This window comes from Pseudomonas sp. A6 (genome assembly GCF_052367875.1).
Classification (GTDB): Bacteria; Pseudomonadota; Gammaproteobacteria; order Pseudomonadales; family Pseudomonadaceae; genus Pseudomonas; species Pseudomonas citronellolis.
On record NZ_CP198970.1, the window covers coordinates 4643403 to 4659371 of the forward strand.

15 protein-coding genes are annotated in these 15969 nt (G+C 64.8%); 4 read left to right on the plus strand and 11 right to left on the minus strand.

What is annotated here, in order from left to right; genetic code table 11:
* Positions 1 to 22 precede the first annotated feature (22 nt).
* The 7 genes from lpdA to sdhC all read right to left on the minus strand — a co-directional run bounded on the left by lpdA (position 23) and on the right by sdhC (position 9144).
* Positions 23 to 1459, minus strand: a complete 1437-nt coding sequence (lpdA, locus tag ACTWJ5_RS20235; protein ID WP_444436400.1) for a dihydrolipoyl dehydrogenase — start codon at positions 1457 to 1459, stop codon at positions 23 to 25.
* Between the two features lie 81 nt (positions 1460 to 1540).
* Positions 1541 to 2776 carry a 2-oxoglutarate dehydrogenase complex dihydrolipoyllysine-residue succinyltransferase gene (gene odhB / locus ACTWJ5_RS20240; RefSeq protein WP_009619379.1) on the minus strand — a complete coding sequence of 412 codons (1236 nt, stop codon included), beginning with the start codon at positions 2774 to 2776 and terminating at the stop codon, positions 1541 to 1543.
* 42 nt (positions 2777 to 2818) lie between these two features.
* Complete coding sequence (locus ACTWJ5_RS20245; protein WP_116424943.1) at positions 2819 to 5650, minus strand: 2-oxoglutarate dehydrogenase E1 component; 2832 nt, start codon at positions 5648 to 5650, stop codon at positions 2819 to 2821.
* 250 nt (positions 5651 to 5900) lie between these two features.
* Complete coding sequence (locus ACTWJ5_RS20250) at positions 5901 to 6608, minus strand: succinate dehydrogenase iron-sulfur subunit (RefSeq protein WP_074982649.1); 708 nt, start codon at positions 6606 to 6608, stop codon at positions 5901 to 5903.
* Positions 6609 to 6619: 11 nt separating this feature from the next.
* Complete coding sequence (gene sdhA, locus ACTWJ5_RS20255; protein WP_074982650.1) at positions 6620 to 8392, minus strand: succinate dehydrogenase flavoprotein subunit; 1773 nt, start codon at positions 8390 to 8392, stop codon at positions 6620 to 6622.
* Positions 8393 to 8395: 3 nt separating this feature from the next.
* Positions 8396 to 8764, minus strand: coding sequence for a succinate dehydrogenase, hydrophobic membrane anchor protein (gene sdhD / locus ACTWJ5_RS20260; protein WP_074982652.1), 369 nt, complete (start codon positions 8762 to 8764; stop codon positions 8396 to 8398).
* On the minus strand, positions 8758 to 9144 hold the full coding sequence (gene sdhC / locus ACTWJ5_RS20265) for a succinate dehydrogenase, cytochrome b556 subunit (protein WP_167364784.1): 387 nt from the start codon (positions 9142 to 9144) through the stop codon (positions 8758 to 8760). Before sdhC ends, sdhD begins: the two co-directional genes overlap by 7 nt.
* A gap of 356 nt (positions 9145 to 9500) precedes the next feature.
* On the opposite strand from sdhC, the gene gltA reads away from it, so the two are divergent.
* Positions 9501 to 10787, plus strand: coding sequence for a citrate synthase (gltA, locus tag ACTWJ5_RS20270; RefSeq protein WP_074982655.1), 1287 nt, complete (start codon positions 9501 to 9503; stop codon positions 10785 to 10787).
* Positions 10788 to 11149: 362 nt separating this feature from the next.
* Here gltA and ACTWJ5_RS20275 read toward each other — a convergent pair whose 3' ends face one another.
* Positions 11150 to 11758, minus strand: a complete 609-nt coding sequence (locus ACTWJ5_RS20275) for an START domain-containing protein (protein WP_135500019.1) — start codon at positions 11756 to 11758, stop codon at positions 11150 to 11152.
* 136 nt (positions 11759 to 11894) lie between these two features.
* Positions 11895 to 12149, minus strand: a complete 255-nt coding sequence (locus tag ACTWJ5_RS20280; RefSeq protein WP_009619371.1) for a YkgJ family cysteine cluster protein — start codon at positions 12147 to 12149, stop codon at positions 11895 to 11897.
* Between the two features lie 175 nt (positions 12150 to 12324).
* Here ACTWJ5_RS20280 and ACTWJ5_RS20285 point away from each other — a divergent pair, with 175 nt between their 5' ends.
* Positions 12325 to 12666 (plus strand): DMT family protein, encoded by a 342-nt coding sequence (locus ACTWJ5_RS20285; RefSeq protein WP_009619370.1) that lies wholly within the window; start codon positions 12325 to 12327, stop codon positions 12664 to 12666.
* A 1-nt stretch (position 12667) separates the two neighbouring features.
* On the opposite strand, the gene ACTWJ5_RS20290 is transcribed toward ACTWJ5_RS20285, so the two are convergent.
* Positions 12668 to 13540 carry an NAD(P)-dependent oxidoreductase gene (locus tag ACTWJ5_RS20290; protein WP_043266741.1) on the minus strand — a complete coding sequence of 291 codons (873 nt, stop codon included), beginning with the start codon at positions 13538 to 13540 and terminating at the stop codon, positions 12668 to 12670.
* A 132-nt stretch (positions 13541 to 13672) separates the two neighbouring features.
* On the opposite strand from ACTWJ5_RS20290, the gene ACTWJ5_RS20295 reads away from it, so the two are divergent.
* Together ACTWJ5_RS20295 and ppnP are read left to right on the plus strand one after the other, a co-directional pair.
* Positions 13673 to 14212, plus strand: coding sequence for an exonuclease domain-containing protein (locus ACTWJ5_RS20295; protein ID WP_009619365.1), 540 nt, complete (start codon positions 13673 to 13675; stop codon positions 14210 to 14212).
* 87 nt (positions 14213 to 14299) lie between these two features.
* Positions 14300 to 14581 carry a pyrimidine/purine nucleoside phosphorylase gene (gene ppnP, locus ACTWJ5_RS20300; protein ID WP_074982661.1) on the plus strand — a complete coding sequence of 94 codons (282 nt, stop codon included), beginning with the start codon at positions 14300 to 14302 and terminating at the stop codon, positions 14579 to 14581.
* A gap of 194 nt (positions 14582 to 14775) precedes the next feature.
* Here ppnP and ACTWJ5_RS20305 read toward each other — a convergent pair whose 3' ends face one another.
* Positions 14776 to 15786 (minus strand): AraC family transcriptional regulator, encoded by a 1011-nt coding sequence (locus ACTWJ5_RS20305; protein WP_074982663.1) that lies wholly within the window; start codon positions 15784 to 15786, stop codon positions 14776 to 14778.
* Between the last annotated feature and the right edge of the window lie 183 nt (positions 15787 to 15969).

Genomic DNA, 15969 nt, shown 5'->3' on the forward strand with positions numbered 1-15969 from the left:
GCCCCGCCGTGGTCCTACCGCCTCAGCGCTTCTTGCGGTTGGCGATGTGGATGGCGTGGCCATTCACCGCCAGGGCCGCTTCGTGCAGCGCTTCGGACAGAGTCGGGTGGGAGAAGACCATCATGCCCAGGTCTTCGGCGCTGGTGCCGAATTCCATGGCGATCGCGCCCTGCTGGACCAGCTCGGCAGCGCTCGGGCCGATCACGTGGACGCCCAGGACGCGGTCGGTCTTGGCATCGGCGATGACCTTGACCAGGCCGGTGGTGTCGTTGGCAGCCATGGCGCGGCCGCTGGCGGCGAACGGGAAGGTGCCGACGTTGACTTCGACGCCTTCGCCCTTGAGCTGCTGCTCGGTCTTGCCGACCCAGGCGATTTCCGGGTGGGTGTAGATGACCGACGGGATCAGGTCGTAGTTCATCTGCGCCTTGTGGCCGGCGATGCGCTCGGCGACCATCACGCCCTCTTCCGAGGCCTTGTGCGCCAGCATGGCGCCGCGGACCACGTCACCGATGGCGAACACACCCGGAACGCTGGTCTTGCACTGGTCGTCGACGTAGATGAAGCCACGCTCGTCGAGGGTCACGCCGCTGTCGGCGGCCAGCAGGTCGGTGGTCACCGGGCGACGGCCCACGGCCACGATCAGCTTGTCGAAGGTTTCCTTCTGCTCGCCGTTGGCGTCGGTGAAGGTCACGGTGACCTGCTTCTTCTTCACTTCGGTGCCGGTGACGCGGGCGCCCAGGCGGATATTCAGGCCTTGCTTGGTCAGGACCTTCAGGGCTTCCTTGGCGATCTGCTCGTCGGCGGCCGGGAGGAACTTGTCCAGGGCTTCCAGGACAGTGACTTCGGCACCCAGGCGGGCCCAGACCGAACCCAGCTCCAGGCCGATGACGCCGGCGCCGATCACGCCCAGCTTCTTCGGCACGGCCTGGAATTCCAGGGCGCCGGTGGAGTCGACGATGATGTCGTCGGTCAGCGGGGCCGGCGGAATCTCGACCGGCTTGGAACCGGAGGCGATGATGATGTTCTCGGCTTCCAGGACCTGCACCTTGCCGTCCAGACCGGTGATTTCGACCTGCTTGTTGGCCAGCACCTTGCCGTGGCCTTCGAAGGAGGTGACGCCGTTGGCCTTGAACAGGGTGGCGATGCCGCCGGTCAGGTTCTTAACGATGTTGGCCTTGCGCGCGACCATGGCCGGTACGTCGATGGTGACGCCCTTGGCTTCGATACCGTGGACGGCGAAAGCCTCCTTGGCCTCGTGGTACTTGTAGGAGCTGTCCAGCAGCGCCTTGGACGGAATGCAGCCTACGTTCAGGCAGGTACCGCCGAGGGCGACCTTGCCCTCCTTGCCGATGTACTTCTCGATGCAGGCGGTCTTCAGGCCGAGCTGGGCGGCACGGATGGCAGCCACGTAGCCGCCGGGGCCGGCACCAATCACAACCACGTCGAATTTCTGGCTCATATCTCAATCCTTATTCCGGTGAAGCGGACGGCCCCTCGCGGGGCCGTCGTGTAGTACGGGGCCGTCAGGTGAAATGACGAATCAGACGTCCAGCAGCAGACGAGCCGGATCTTCCAGCAGGTCCTTCATGGCGACCAGGAAGCTCACCGCTTCCTTGCCGTCGATCATGCGGTGGTCGTAGGACAGCGCCAGGTACATCATCGGCAGGATCACCACCTGGCCGTTAACGGCCATCGGGCGTTCCTGGATCTTGTGCATGCCGAGGATGGCGGTCTGCGGCGGGTTGACGATCGGAGTCGACAGCAGGGATCCAAATACGCCACCGTTGGAAATGGTGAAAGTACCACCGGTCATGTCTTCGATGGACAGCTTGCCGTCTTTGGCCTTCTTGCCGAAGGTGGCGATGCCGTTCTCGATCTCGGCCAGGCTCATGAACTCGGCGTTACGCAGTACCGGTACCACCAGGCCGCGGTCGCTGGACACAGCGACACCGATGTCCTGGTAGCCGTGGTAGACGATGTCGTTGCCGTCGATCGAGGCGTTGACGCCGGGGAAGCGCTTCAGGGCTTCGGTGGCGGCCTTGACGAAGAAGGACATGAAGCCCAGGCGCACGCCGTTGTGCTTCTTCTCGAACAGGTCCTTGTACTTGTTGCGCAGGTCCATGATCGGCTTCATGTTGACTTCGTTGAAGGTAGTCAGCATGGCCATGGAGGACTGGGCTTCGACCAGGCGCTCGGCGACCTTGGCGCGCAGGCGGGTCATCGGCACGCGCTTCTCGACGCGGTCGCCGGCGGCGAACACCGGGGCCTCGGCGGCCGGAGCGGCCGGCTTGGCGGCGGCCGGAGCGGCAGCCGGGGCGTTCTTCTTGGCCTCGACGGCGGCGACCACGTCTTCCTTGGTCACGCGACCGCCCTTGCCGGTGCCGGCGATGCTGTTCGGATCGATGCCGTTCTCTTCGGCCAGCTTGCGCGCGGCCGGCGAGAGGATGGCGTCTTCACCGGCGGCGGCCGGAGCGGCAGCGGCAGCCGGGGCAGCAGCCGGAGCTGCGGCGGCCGGGGCCGGAGCGGCGGCAGCGGCGCCGCCTTCGCTCAGCTTGCCGAGCAGTTCGTTGGAGAGGACGGTGTCGCCTTCGTTCTTGACGATCTCGGCCAGTACGCCGTCGGCCTCGGCCAGCACCTCGATGACCACCTTGTCGGTCTCGATGTCGACGATCAGTTCGTCACGCTTGACGGCTTCACCGACCTTCTTGTGCCAGGTGGCGACGGTGCCGTCGGCGACCGATTCCGGGAAGGTTGGGGCTTTGATTTCGATAGCCATTCTGTGTGTTTCCTTAAATTCGGTATCTACTGCGCGTTGGCGTTAAACAGTGAAGGCGTCTTGCAGCAGTTTTTCCTGCTGCTCGGCGTGCATCGAAGCGTAGCCGCAAGCCGGGGCGGCCGAGCCGTCGCGGCCGGCGTATTCCAGGTTGAGGCCCTTCTTGTGCGCGGCGATGACACGGCGCATGTGGTGCTGCGAGCAGTACCAGGCACCCTGGTTCATCGGCTCTTCCTGGCACCAGACGATGTGCTTGAGGTTCTTGTACTGCGACAGGACCTCGGCCAGGTCGTCTTCCGGGAACGGGTAGAGCTGTTCCAGGCGGACGATCGCGATGTTCTCGCGGCCTTCGGCGCGGCGCTTCTCCAGCAGGTCGTAGTACACCTTGCCGCTGCACAGGACGATGCGGTCGACCTTCTTCGGATCCAGGCTGTCGATCTCGTTGATGACGGTCTGGAACGAGCCGTTGGCCAGGTCTTCCAGGGTCGAGATGGCCAGCTTGTGGCGCAGCAGCGACTTCGGCGTCATGACGATCAGCGGCTTGCGCAGCGGACGGATCACCTGGCGGCGCAGCATGTGGTAGACCTGAGCCGGGGTGGTCGGCACGCAGACCTGGATGTTCTGCTCGGCGCACAGTTGCAGGTAACGCTCAAGGCGCGCGGAGGAGTGCTCCGGGCCCTGGCCTTCGTAGCCGTGCGGCAGCAGCATGGTCAGACCGCACAGGCGCTGCCACTTGGTCTCGCCGCTGGTGATGAACTGGTCGACCACCACTTGCGCACCGTTGGCGAAGTCACCGAACTGGGCTTCCCAGACCACCAACGCGTTCGGCATGGTGGTGGCGTAGCCGTATTCGAAGGCCAGTACCGCTTCTTCCGAGAGGAAGGAGTCGTACAGGCTGACGCGCGGCTGGCCGTCGAACAGGTGGGCCAGGGGGATGTAGACCGAGTCGTCCTTCTGGTTGTGCAGCGCCGCGTGGCGGTGCGAGAAGGTGCCGCGGCCGACGTCCTGACCGGTCATGCGCACCGGGTGGCCTTCGAACAGCAGGGTGGCGTAGGCCAGGTTCTCGGCGAAGCCCCAGTTGATCGGCATGCCGCCGGCCGACATCTTGGCGCGGTCTTCGTAGATCTTCTGCACCTGGCGCTGCATGACGAAGCCGTCCGGAGTCTCCAGCAGCTTGTTGGACAGCTCCTGCAGGGTCTTCAGGTCGAAGCGGGTGTCGTGACGCGCGGTCCAGGCATGGCCGACGTACGGACGCCAGTCGACGAAGAGCTCCTTGTTCGGCTCCTTGACCAGGCTCTTCACCACGTGCAGGCCGTTGTCCAGGGCGTCGCGGTATTCGTCGACCTTCTCCTGGGCCTGCTCGGCGGTCTGCACGCCGGCGGCGATCAGCTCGTCGGCATACAGGTCGCGGGTGGTGCGCTGCTTGGCGATCTGCTGGTACATCAGCGGCTGGGTGCCGCTCGGCTCGTCGGCCTCGTTGTGGCCGCGGCGGCGGTAGCAGACCAGGTCGATGACCACGTCACGCTTGAACTGCATGCGGTAGTCGACGGCCAGCTGGGTGACGAACAGCACCGCTTCCGGATCGTCGCCGTTCACGTGGAAGATCGGCGCCTGGATCATCTTGGCAACGTCGGTCGCGTACTCGGTGGAGCGCGCGTCGTCCTGGCGGCTGGTGGTGAAGCCGACCTGGTTGTTGATCACGATGTGGATGGTGCCGCCGGTCTTGTAGGCACGGGTCTGGGACATCTGGAAGGTTTCCATGACCACGCCCTGCCCCGCGAAGGCGGCATCGCCGTGGATGGAAATCGGCACGACCTTGTCGCCGCTGCCGTCCTTGCGACGGTCCTGGCGGGCGCGTACCGAGCCCTCGACCACCGGGGAGACGATCTCCAGGTGCGAGGGGTTGAACGCCAGCGCCAGGTGGACTTCGCCGCCCGGGGTCATGACGTTGGAGGAGAAGCCCTGGTGGTACTTCACGTCACCGGAACCCAGCTCGACCAGCTTCTTGCCCTCGAACTCGTCGAACAGGTCGCGCGGGTTCTTGCCGAGGGTGTTGACCAGGACGTTCAGACGGCCACGGTGGGCCATGCCGATGACCACTTCCTTGACGCCGTAGGAGCCGGAGCGCTGGATGATCTCGTCGACCATCGGGATCAGGCTCTCGCCGCCTTCCAGACCGAAACGCTTGGTGCCCGGGTACTTGGTGCCCAGGTACTTCTCCAGGCCCTCGGCCGCGGTCAGGCGCTCCAGCAGGTGGGCGCGCGCCTCGGTGGAGTACGCCGGACGACCGCGCACGCCTTCCAGGCGCTGGGCGAACCAGTGACGCTGCTCGGAATCGACGATGTGCATGAACTCGGCGCCGATGGTGCTGCAGTAGGTCTGCTTCAGGGCGTCGATGATTTCGCGCAGGGTCGCCTCTTCCTTGCCGATGTAGAGCTCACCGGTGCGGAAGGTGGTGTCGAGGTCGGCGGCGGTCAGGCCGTAGTGATCCAGCGACAGGTCCGAAGGCGCGGTACGCACCCAGAGGCCCAGCGGATCGAGCTTCGCGGCCTGATGCCCACGCAGCCGGTACGCCAGGATCAGGCGCAGGACTTCGACCTGCTTCTTCTCGTGCTCGGTGCTTACGCTGCCGGCGGAAACGGGCGCGGCGCGGCGCTGGTTCTTGGCCAGGAGCACGAAATGATCACGGATGGAGGAATGCGAGACGTCGGGGGCGGGATTGCCGTCGGCAGGGAGCTTCTGGAAGTACGTGCGCCACTCTTCTGGCACAGCGTTCGGGTCGTGCAGGTAGAGCTCGTAGAGCTCTTCGACGTAGGCAGCGTTCCCACCGGATAGATGGGCACTGTTCCACATCCGCTGCATTACGCTTTCGTGCATGCTTGGTCACCCTCGGTAAGGGGACTCCACCTGATGGAACTCTCGGGAGACCCAGCCCTGTGCAGCGACTGGTAGCCACAAAGGTTCCCGCAGATAGTCCGGGTACCAGCCCGGATGCCCCTGCTGGTCATATATACGTTTTCAGAGTCAGAACCCCGGCTTTGTGGGCTGGGGCCCGTTGCAACCGTACCGCCGGACAATGTTCCGGCGGCACGGGTATTGCTCTTTTCGCACGCGACGGCGAGTGGGATCAGGTCCCGCTCTGCAGCAGCATGTTGCGAATGTGACCGATGGCCTTGGTCGGGTTCAGGCCTTTCGGGCAGACATTCACGCAGTTCATGATTCCACGGCAACGGAACACGCTGAACGGATCGTCCAGGCTCGCCAGGCGCGACTGGGTTTCCGTGTCGCGGCTGTCGGCCAGGAAGCGATAGGCTTGCAGCAGCGCGGCGGGGCCGAGGAACTTGTCCGGGTTCCACCAGAACGACGGGCAGGAGGTCGAGCAGCAGGCGCACAGGATGCACTCGTACAGACCGTCCAGCTTTTCGCGCTCTTCGGGGGTTTGCAGGCGTTCGATCGCCGGCGCGGCATACTTGTTCTGCAGATACGGCTTAACGCTCTCGTACTGCTTATAGAAGATGCGCATATCGACGACCAGGTCACGGATCACCGGCAGGCCCGGCAGCGGACGCAGCACCAGCTTGCCGCCCTTCAGGCCGGCGGCCGACAGCGGAGTGATGCAGGCCAGGCCGTTCTTGCCATTGATGTTCATGCCGTCGGAGCCGCAAACGCCTTCACGGCAGGAACGACGGTAGGAGAAGCCCTCGTCCTGTTCCTTGATCAGCGCCAGCACGTCCAGGACCATCACGTCCTTGCCCTGGGTATCGACGTCGAAGTCCTGCATGTAGGGTGCAGAGTCCTTCTCCGGGTTGTAGCGGTAAACACTTACTTTCAACATGACGGGCACCCTTAGTAAGTACGAACCTTGGGTTCGAATGCCGGAACGGTCTTCGGCGCGAAGTTGACGGCACGCTTGGCAACGCGTTTCTCACCCGGGAAGTACAGGGTGTGGCACAGCCAGTTCTCGTCGTCGCGCTCCTCGAAGTCTTCGCGGGCATGGGCGCCGCGGGACTCTTTGCGGTTTTCGGCCGCGATGGCGGTGGCTTCGGCCACCTCGAGGAGGTTCTGCAGTTCCAGCGCTTCGATGCGCGCCGTGTTGAAAGCCTGGCTCTTGTCGTTGATCTTGACGGTGGCGATACGCTCGCGCAGGTCAGCCAGTTGAGCGATACCCTTCTGCATGTATTCGCCGGTACGGAATACACCGAAGTAGTTCTGCATGCACTGCTGCAGTTCGCGCTTGAGCGGGGCGACTTCTTCGCCGCTGGTGCGCTCGTTCACGCCGTTCAGGCGCTTGAAGGAGGCTTCCAGGTCGGACTCGGAGGCGCCGCGGTGCTCGATGCCCTCTTTCAGGGCCTTTTCCAGGTGCAGGCCGGTAGCGCGGCCGAAGACCACCAGGTCGAGCAGCGAGTTGCCGCCCAGGCGGTTGGCGCCGTGTACCGATACGCAAGCGACTTCGCCGACCGCGAACAGGCCTTCGATGATGGTGTCGTTGCCGTTGGCGTCCATGGTCAGGGCCTGGCCATGGATGTTGGTGGCGACGCCGCCCATCATGTAGTGGCAGGTCGGGATGACCGGGATGGGCGCGACCACCGGGTCGACGTGGGCGAAGGTCTTGGACAGTTCGCAGATGCCGGGCAGGCGGCTGTGCAGGACTTCCTCGCCGAGGTGGTCGAGCTTCAGCAGTACGTGGTCCTTGTTCGGGCCCACGCCGTTGCCGGCGATCACTTCCTTGACCATGGAACGGGCGACCACGTCGCGGCCGGCCAGGTCCTTGGCGTTCGGAGCGTAACGCTCCATGAAGCGCTCGCCATGGGCGTTGATCAGGTAGCCGCCTTCACCACGGCAGCCTTCGGTGACCAGTACACCGGCGCCGGCGATGCCGGTCGGGTGGAACTGCCACATCTCGATGTCCTGCACCGGTACGCCGGCGCGCAGGGCCATGCCCACGCCGTCGCCGGTGTTGATCAGGGCGTTGGTGGTGGAGGCGTAGATGCGGCCTGCACCGCCAGTGGCCAGGACCACGGCCTTGGAGCGGATATAGATGGTGTCGCCGGTCTCGATGTCGATGGCGATGATGCCGACCACGTGGCCGTCCTGGTTCTTCACCAGGTCGACGGCGTACCACTCATTGAGGAAGGAAGTGCCGTTCTTCAGGTTAGCCTGGTACAGGGTGTGCAGCAGGGCGTGACCGGTACGGTCGGCCGCGGCGCAGGTACGGGCGGCCTGGCCACCCTTGCCGAAGTCCTTGGACTGGCCGCCGAACGGACGCTGGTAGATGCGGCCCTGCTCGGTACGGGAGAACGGCAGGCCCATGTGTTCCAGCTCGAACACGGCTTCCGGGCCGACGGAGCACATGTATTCGATGGCGTCCTGGTCACCGATGTAGTCGGAGCCCTTGACGGTGTCGTACATGTGCCAGCGCCAGTCGTCGTTCGGGTCGGCCGAAGCGATGGCGCAGGTGATGCCGCCCTGGGCGGAAACGGTGTGCGAACGGGTCGGGAAGACCTTGGTCACCACGGCGGTCTTGTGACCGCCCTGGGCCAGTTGCAGCGCGGCACGCATGCCGGCGCCGCCGCCACCAACGATGATGGCGTCGAAGGAGAGAGTGCGAATGCTTGCCATGGATCAGTTACCCCAGAGAATCTGCACACCCCAGACGAAGAATGCGAACATGGCCATGCCGCATACCGCCTGGACGAGGAAACGCACGACGGTCGCGGCTTTGCCTAGCGCCATCGGAGTCAGGTAGTCGGTGGTGATGGTCCACATGCCGACCCAGGCGTGCACGCTCAGGGCAACCAGCGTGAGAAGACTGAAGATCTTCATCAGGCTGTGGGAGAACAGACCATGCCACTCCTCGTAGGAGATGTTCGGGTGTGCGATCAGGTAACCCAGCAGGAAAAGCACGTAAGCCGCGAGAACGACCGCAGAAACGCGTTGGGCCATCCAGTCGTAGAGGCCGGAACGCGAGAAGTTAGTGACGTTAGTTACCATACCCAGACCCCCGCCAGAACGATCAGCACCACGGCAATGGCGATGACGATTTTCGAACCACGCTTGCCACCTTCCAGCGTCTCGCCGATACCTGCGTCCATGACGAGGTGACGAATGCCGGCTACCAGGTGGTAAAGCAGCGCGGAGAGCAGGCCCCAGATCACAAGCTTGGCCAACGGATGGGCCAGACACGCCTTCACCTGCTCGAAGCTGTCTTCCGATGCCAGGGACTTGTCGAGCGCGAACAGCAGCACGGCAATGCCCACGAACAGGATGACGCCAGAGATGCGGTGGAGAATGGACGTGTAAGCAGTGACAGGGAGTTTGATGGTCCTTAGGTCTAGGTTTACAGGTCGTTTGCTATTCACGGCTTTTTTCACACTGAGAGCCCTTCGAATTGCAGGGCTAGTTGTCGGGAGGTGCACTTGTCAGGTACCCATCACCTTCGGGAGTGACAACCGCCTGTGGAGCGAGGCCTGGAGGGCCCCAGCGGCTGGTCGCCGAGTATAGACAGTTAGGCTCCTAATGACAACGGAATCGCCTTCGCCTAAGGACTTATTGCCGCACCCCCATAAAAGGCGTAAATAGGCGATTTTTTTCGCCAAAACAGGCAGTTGGAGGGGCTGTCCGGTAGCGGTTCTTGCAAATTGACAATCGGATTTATCTCTCTATAGTGGTGCGGGCCCTGCGTGGGGGGTCGTACAGATGATTTCAAGCATTAATAGGAGGCCTAATCATGGCTGACAAGAAAGCGCAGTTGATCATCGAGGGCGCAGCCCCCGTCGAACTGCCCGTCCTCTCCGGCACGCTGGGCCCCGATGTAGTGGATGTGCGGGGTCTGACCTCCACGGGCCACTTCACGTTCGATCCTGGCTTCATGTCCACCGCCTCCTGCGAGTCGAAGATCACCTATATCGACGGCGACAAGGGCGTGCTGCTGCACCGCGGCTATCCGATCGAGCAACTGGCCGAGAAATCCGACTACCTGGAAACCTGCTACCTGCTGCTCAAGGGCGAACTGCCCACCGCCGAGCAGAAGGAACAGTTCGTCGGCACCATCAAGAACCACACCATGGTTCACGAGCAGCTGAAGACCTTCTTCAACGGCTTCCGCCGCGATGCCCACCCGATGGCCATCATGTGCGGCGTGATCGGCGCCCTCTCCGCCTTCTACCACGACTCCCTGGACATCAATAATCCCAAGCATCGCGAGATTTCCGCGCATCGCCTGGTCGCCAAGATGCCGACCATCGCCGCCATGGTGTACAAGTACTCCATGGGTCAGCCGATGATGTATCCGCGCAACGACCTGAGCTACGCAGAAAACTTCCTGCACATGATGTTCAACACCCCCTGCGAGACCAAGCCGATCAGCCCCGTGCTGGCCAAGGCCATGGATCGCATCTTCATCCTGCACGCCGACCACGAGCAGAACGCCTCGACCTCGACCGTGCGCCTGGCCGGCTCCTCCGGCGCCAACCCGTTCGCCTGCATCGCCTCCGGCATCGCCGCCCTCTGGGGCCCGGCCCACGGTGGTGCGAACGAAGCGGTACTGCGCATGCTGGACGAGATCGGTGACGTTTCGAACATCGACAAGTTCGTGGCCAAGGCCAAGGACAAGAACGATCCGTTCAAGCTGATGGGCTTCGGCCACCGCGTGTACAAGAACTTCGACCCGCGCGCCAAGGTCATGAAGCAGACCTGCGACGAGGTGCTCAGCGAGCTGGGCATCAACGATCCGCAGCTGGAACTGGCCATGAAGCTGGAAGAGATCGCCCGCCACGACCCCTACTTCGTGGAGCGCAACCTCTACCCGAACGTGGACTTCTACTCGGGCATCATCCTCAAGGCCATCGGCATCCCGACCAGCATGTTCACCGTGATCTTCGCCCTGGCGCGTACCGTGGGCTGGATCTCGCACTGGCAGGAAATGCTCTCCGGCCCGTACAAGATCGGCCGCCCGCGCCAGCTGTACACCGGCTACACCCAGCGCGATTTCGTCGACCTCGGCGCTCGCAAGTAAGTTTCGCCGGGATACGGAAAAGGCTGCTTCGGCAGCCTTTTTTGTTATCTGCTCGCGTGCCCTAGTACTTGTAGGAGCGAGCTTGCTTGCGAACTTTTATCCCGCGCTCCGATCCTCACGCCCCTGAGGCGTTCCGGTGCATGCGGAGGTTTCTGCGTAGGGCGCATAACGCCTATGGCGTTATCCGCCGAATCGCGGACAGAGTCCGCTCCTACGGTTCAGGGAAGCACTGGCGTAGGAGCGGACTTTGTCCGCGATTGGATTCACCGGCCACGCTGGGCATCCCGTTCGCCGGCAGCTCAGGACAGCCCGCAAACACAAAAAAGGCCGCCCCCAGGCGGCCTTTTCCATAACACCAAGCCTCAGCGCTTCTCCGCCGCCGCCCGCAACCCCTTCAGGGTATTCATCGGCGCATCCACCACGAAGCTGTTGGCCAGCCACGACGGAATGCTGCCGCCCGGCTCGGTCTGCACCTGGTAGGTCACTTCGGTGACGCCCGCGCCCTTGGGCACCAGCTTCCATTCGCCGACCAGCTTGGGCACCCGGATCTCGCCCTTCTCTTCCGGGATGTAGGTCGGCTCGGCCTGCAGGTGGCGGATGAGGCCGCCGTCGGCGGTCTTCTCGGTGGTCACGTGGATCACCACGTCGCGGCCGGTCACAGGCCAGGGCATGTCGATCTTCGAGTAGGTCCAGGAATTGTCGCCCTCGCTCTTGAGCAGGCGCATCTCGGCGCAGGCGTGGATCCACTTGCAGGAGCCCTTCACGTCTTCCTGCAGGGCGTTGATGCTGGCCACGTCGGCCTTGATGTCGACCACGCCGCGATAGGCCTTGTACTTCGAGCCCGGGACGCTGCTCAGGTAGACCTTGACGCCGTCCTGGTCCTTGGCCAGTTGCCAGTCCTCGGCCATGGCGGCGCCGGAGGCGCCCAGCAGGGCGGCGCTCAACAGGGTCATACGCAGGATGCCACGCATCGTCATCTTCCTCTGGTTATTGTTGGTCTGGCCGGGCCGGCGGAGGGCCGTACCCGTTGCAAATCCGCGATCCTGAGCGGTTCGGCAGTCAGGATGGGCGCCAGTATGGCCCCTGAAAACGTGACTTCCAAGTCACTCAGGCGGCGGTGATCCGTTCCCATTCGGCGAGGATGCGCAGCGCCTCCTCGTTGCTGCTGCCGCAAGCCTCGGCGTCGGCGTCGAAGGCCGCGCACACCGCCGGACGCTCGGGCCGGCCGAACAGGCGGCAGAGGTTGCGCTCGTCCAGTTGCACGCAGCGCACGCCCGCGGGCTTGCCGCCGGGCATGCCGGGGATGGGCGAGGAAATCGACGGCGCCACGCAGCAGGCGCCACAGCCGGCACGGCATTGCATCGTTGCTGGGCTCATAAAAAGGCACGGAGGAAGATCGCGCACCGCAGGGCCGGTGCGCGGCGCGGAGGATAAGCCCAGCGGCGCCCGCCGCCAAGGGCCTTGCATCGCCTGCCCCTCTTGGCGGCGCGAGCGCGGCGATTTAGGCTGGCGCCCTCCTCACCTCCGAGAGCTCCCCATGCCGGTCTGGGCCCAAACCGCCACCCTCCTGGCGTTCTCCAACCTGTTCATGACCTTCGCCTGGTACGGCCACCTGAAGACGCTGAACACCAAGCCCTGGATCATCGCCGCCCTGGTCAGCTGGGGCATCGCGCTGTTCGAGTACCTGCTGCAGGTGCCGGCCAACCGCATCGGCTATACCGCGCTGTCGGTGGGCCAGCTGAAGATCATGCAGGAGGTCATCACCCTGGCGGTGTTCGTGCCCTTCAGCGTGTTCTTCATGCAGCAGCCGCTGAAGCTGGACTACCTGTGGGCGGGCCTGTGCCTGCTGGGCGCGGTCTACTTCATCTTCCGCAGCTGACTCACCCGCGCGGCTTCAGCCGGGTGATCAGGCTGGAAGTATCCCAACGCCCGCCGCCGGCGGCCTGCACCTCGGCATAGAACTGGTCGACCAGCGCCGTCACCGGCAATTGCGCGCCGTTGTGCCGCGCCTCGTCGAGCACGATGCCGAAGTCCTTGCGCATCCAGTCCACGGCGAAGCCGAAGTCGAAGCGCCCTTCCAGCATGCTCTTGTGGCGATTCTCCATCTGCCAGGACTGCGCCGCGCCCTTGCTGATGACCTCGATGGCGGCCTCGCCGTCCAGCCCCGCGCACTGGGCGAAATGCAGGGCCTCGGACAGGCCCTGGAGCAGGCCGCCGATGCAGATCTGGTTGACCATCTTGGTCAGTTGCCCGGCGCCGCTGTGGCCCATCAGCCGGACCATCCGCGCATAGGCGGCGATCAGCGGCTCGGCGCGCCGGTAGAAGACCTCCTCGCCGCCCACCATCACCGTCAGCACGCCGTTCTCGGCGCCGGCCTGGCCGCCGGACACCGGCGCGTCGAGGAAGCCCAGCTCGCGCTCGGCGGCCTGCACCGCCAGCTCCCGGGCCACCGCCGCCGAAGCCGTGGTGTGGTCGACGAAGACGCTCCCCGGCTGCATCCCGGCGAGGGCGCCGTCCGGCCCCAGCACCACGCTGCGCAGGTCGTCGTCGTTGCCCACGCAGCACATCACGAATTCCGCCTGCGCCGCGGCCTCGCGCGGCGTGGGCGCGGAGCTGCCGCCGTGCTCGGCGACCCACTGCGCGGCGCGCGCCGGGGTACGGTTGTAGACGCAGACCTCATGCCCCTTGGCCTGCAGATGCCCGGCCATGGGATAGCCCATGACGCCCAGGCCGATGAACGCGACTTTCGCCATGGCTCGGTTCCCCTGTTGTCGATCGGGCTAGCCTAGCAGCGGTTTGCCGAGCCCCGAAAGGCCTTCCATACTGCATGCCAGGCGCCGCGCACGCGGTCCGGACCGTCCCACTTCAGCGCACGAGCAGGCCCTATGCCCCACTGGCTGGTGATCGACCTGGAAGCCACCACCGAGGAAGGCGGCTGGCCGGTCGAGGAAATGGAGATCATCGAGATCGGCGCGAGCCTCGTGGCCGCCGCCGACGGCCGCGAGCTGGACCACTTCCAGCGCTTCGTGCGGCCGCAGCGCCGCCCGCTGCTGACCAGCTTCTGCCGCGAACTCACCCACATCAGCCAGGCCGACGTCGACGGCGCCGCACCGCTCACCGAGGTCTGGCCGCAGTTCGAGCGCTGGCTCGCGCAGCACAGCCCGCGCCTGGCCGGCTGGGCCAGCTGGGGCGACTACGACCGCCGCCAGCTGGAACTGGAATGGCGCCAGCAGCACATCGACAGCCATCTGAGCCAGGTGCCGCACCTGAACCTCAAGCAGCGCTTCGCCCAGGCCCGCCAGCTCAAGCGCCCGGTGGGCCTGAACACCGCGCTGCAACTGGCCGGACTGCATTTCCAGGGCCAGCAGCACCGCGCCCTGGAAGACGCGCGCAACACCGCCCGGCTGCTGCCGCTGGCGCTGTGACGGCCGCGTAGTGACGCTGCCCATCGCCTTGGGCATACTGGCGCTCCTTTTTTCGCCCTCCCTACCCCCTGTTGCAGGAGCAGCCCCATGTTCAAGGTCAACGAGTACTTCGACGGCACCGTCAAATCCATCGCCTTCGGCATGACCGAGGGCCCGGCCACCATCGGCGTCATGGCCCCCGGCGAGTACGAATTCGGCACCAGCCAGTTGGAGATCATGCACGTGGTCGCCGGCGCCCTGACCGTCAAGCTGCCGGGCAGCGACGAGTGGGAAACCTTCGCCGCCGGCAGCCAGTTCACCGTGCCGGGGAACAGCAAGTTCCAACTGAAGGTCGCGGTGGAGACTGCTTACCTCTGCGAATATCGCTGAGTTCGGGTGGTGTGGTGAAGAAACCGGCCTTTGGGGCCGGTTTTTTATTGGGTGGCTTGCGAAAGCAGTGGCGTAATGCCGAAGAGCGCCCTCTCCCTAACCCTCTCCCTGAAGGGAGAGGGCTGGGGAGAGGGAGCGGAGTTACCCCTGGCACCGGAGCAACCGGTAAGCGCCATTCGCGAGCAAGCTCGCTCCTACACTCCCCCTCTCCCACCAAGCCTCTGCAACCGCTGCTGCGTAGCACTGGGCGTCTCCCCGAACAGCTTGCGATAGTCCCCCGCAAAACGCCCCAGGTGAGCAAACCCCCACCCCATCGCGATCTCCGAGATGCTACGCGCCCCACCCGCAAGAATGTCCTCGCGCACCCCATGCAGCCGGTAGTGCTTCAGATAGGTCATGGGCGCACTGCCAAAGTACCTGCGAAACCCCTCGAACAGCTTGAACCGCGACACCCCGGCAGCCTCTTCCAAGTCGTCCAGGCACAATGCCTCACGAGCATGGGCATGGATGTGCTCGCGGGCGCGAAGCAGGTAGTGCGGCACCTTCTCGGCCAGGCAGCGGCGCAGCGCCTCGCTGTAGTTGTTCGGCTGGGCGAGGATCAGCCCCTTGAGCAGCGCGCGCTCCAGGTCGCGGCTGAAGAAGGCCTGGCCGAACAGCTCGCTCAGCGCCATCTCCTCGTTCAGGTGGCGGACCATGCGCCACCAGGCGGCCGCCGCGCCGTCCCGGGCGTCCATCTCCGGCTCGAACACCAGGGGCTGCTCGGCCGGGCGCTGGAGCATTTCCTCCAGGGTCCGGCGCATGGCCAGCAGCGGTATCACCACCTGCAGCTTGCGGCAGTCGCCGGTGATGTTCAGTTCCTGGCTCTGGTTGGGCGAGACGATCACCCCGCGCTGCGGGTTCGACTGCAGGTAGCGCCCGGCCACGCTCAACTCCTGCTCGCCCACCAGCGGCAGGCTCAGGCTGTAGCTGTTGAAGCGCTCGGTCTCGACGATACCGATGGTCACCTCGGTGCCGTACTCGATGCAGCCCAGGGTGGTGGACATGCCCTTGAGCACGCTGCCGCTGTGCTGGAAGCGCACCGCCTCGGGGTGGCCGGCGTGCAGGCGGTGGGGCCCGCAGATGGCCGACATCCAGTTGCGGGCGGCGGCAAGGTCGAGGCGATCGGCGTGGATGTCACGGAAGTGACCGGGGTTCTTCGGATTCATCGCTGGGCACTCACGGCTTGTTCGGGGCGGCTCTGACGGCGCTTGCGCCCAGTGTGCAGCAAGACGCGTACCCCCGGGCCACGGGTCGTCGGCAAAGCCCCAGTATGCGGATAGTGTTCGACCACTTTCCGGACCATTCGCACCCTGCCGGCGCCCCACCCGCCCTCTCCGCCGCCGCCCGGC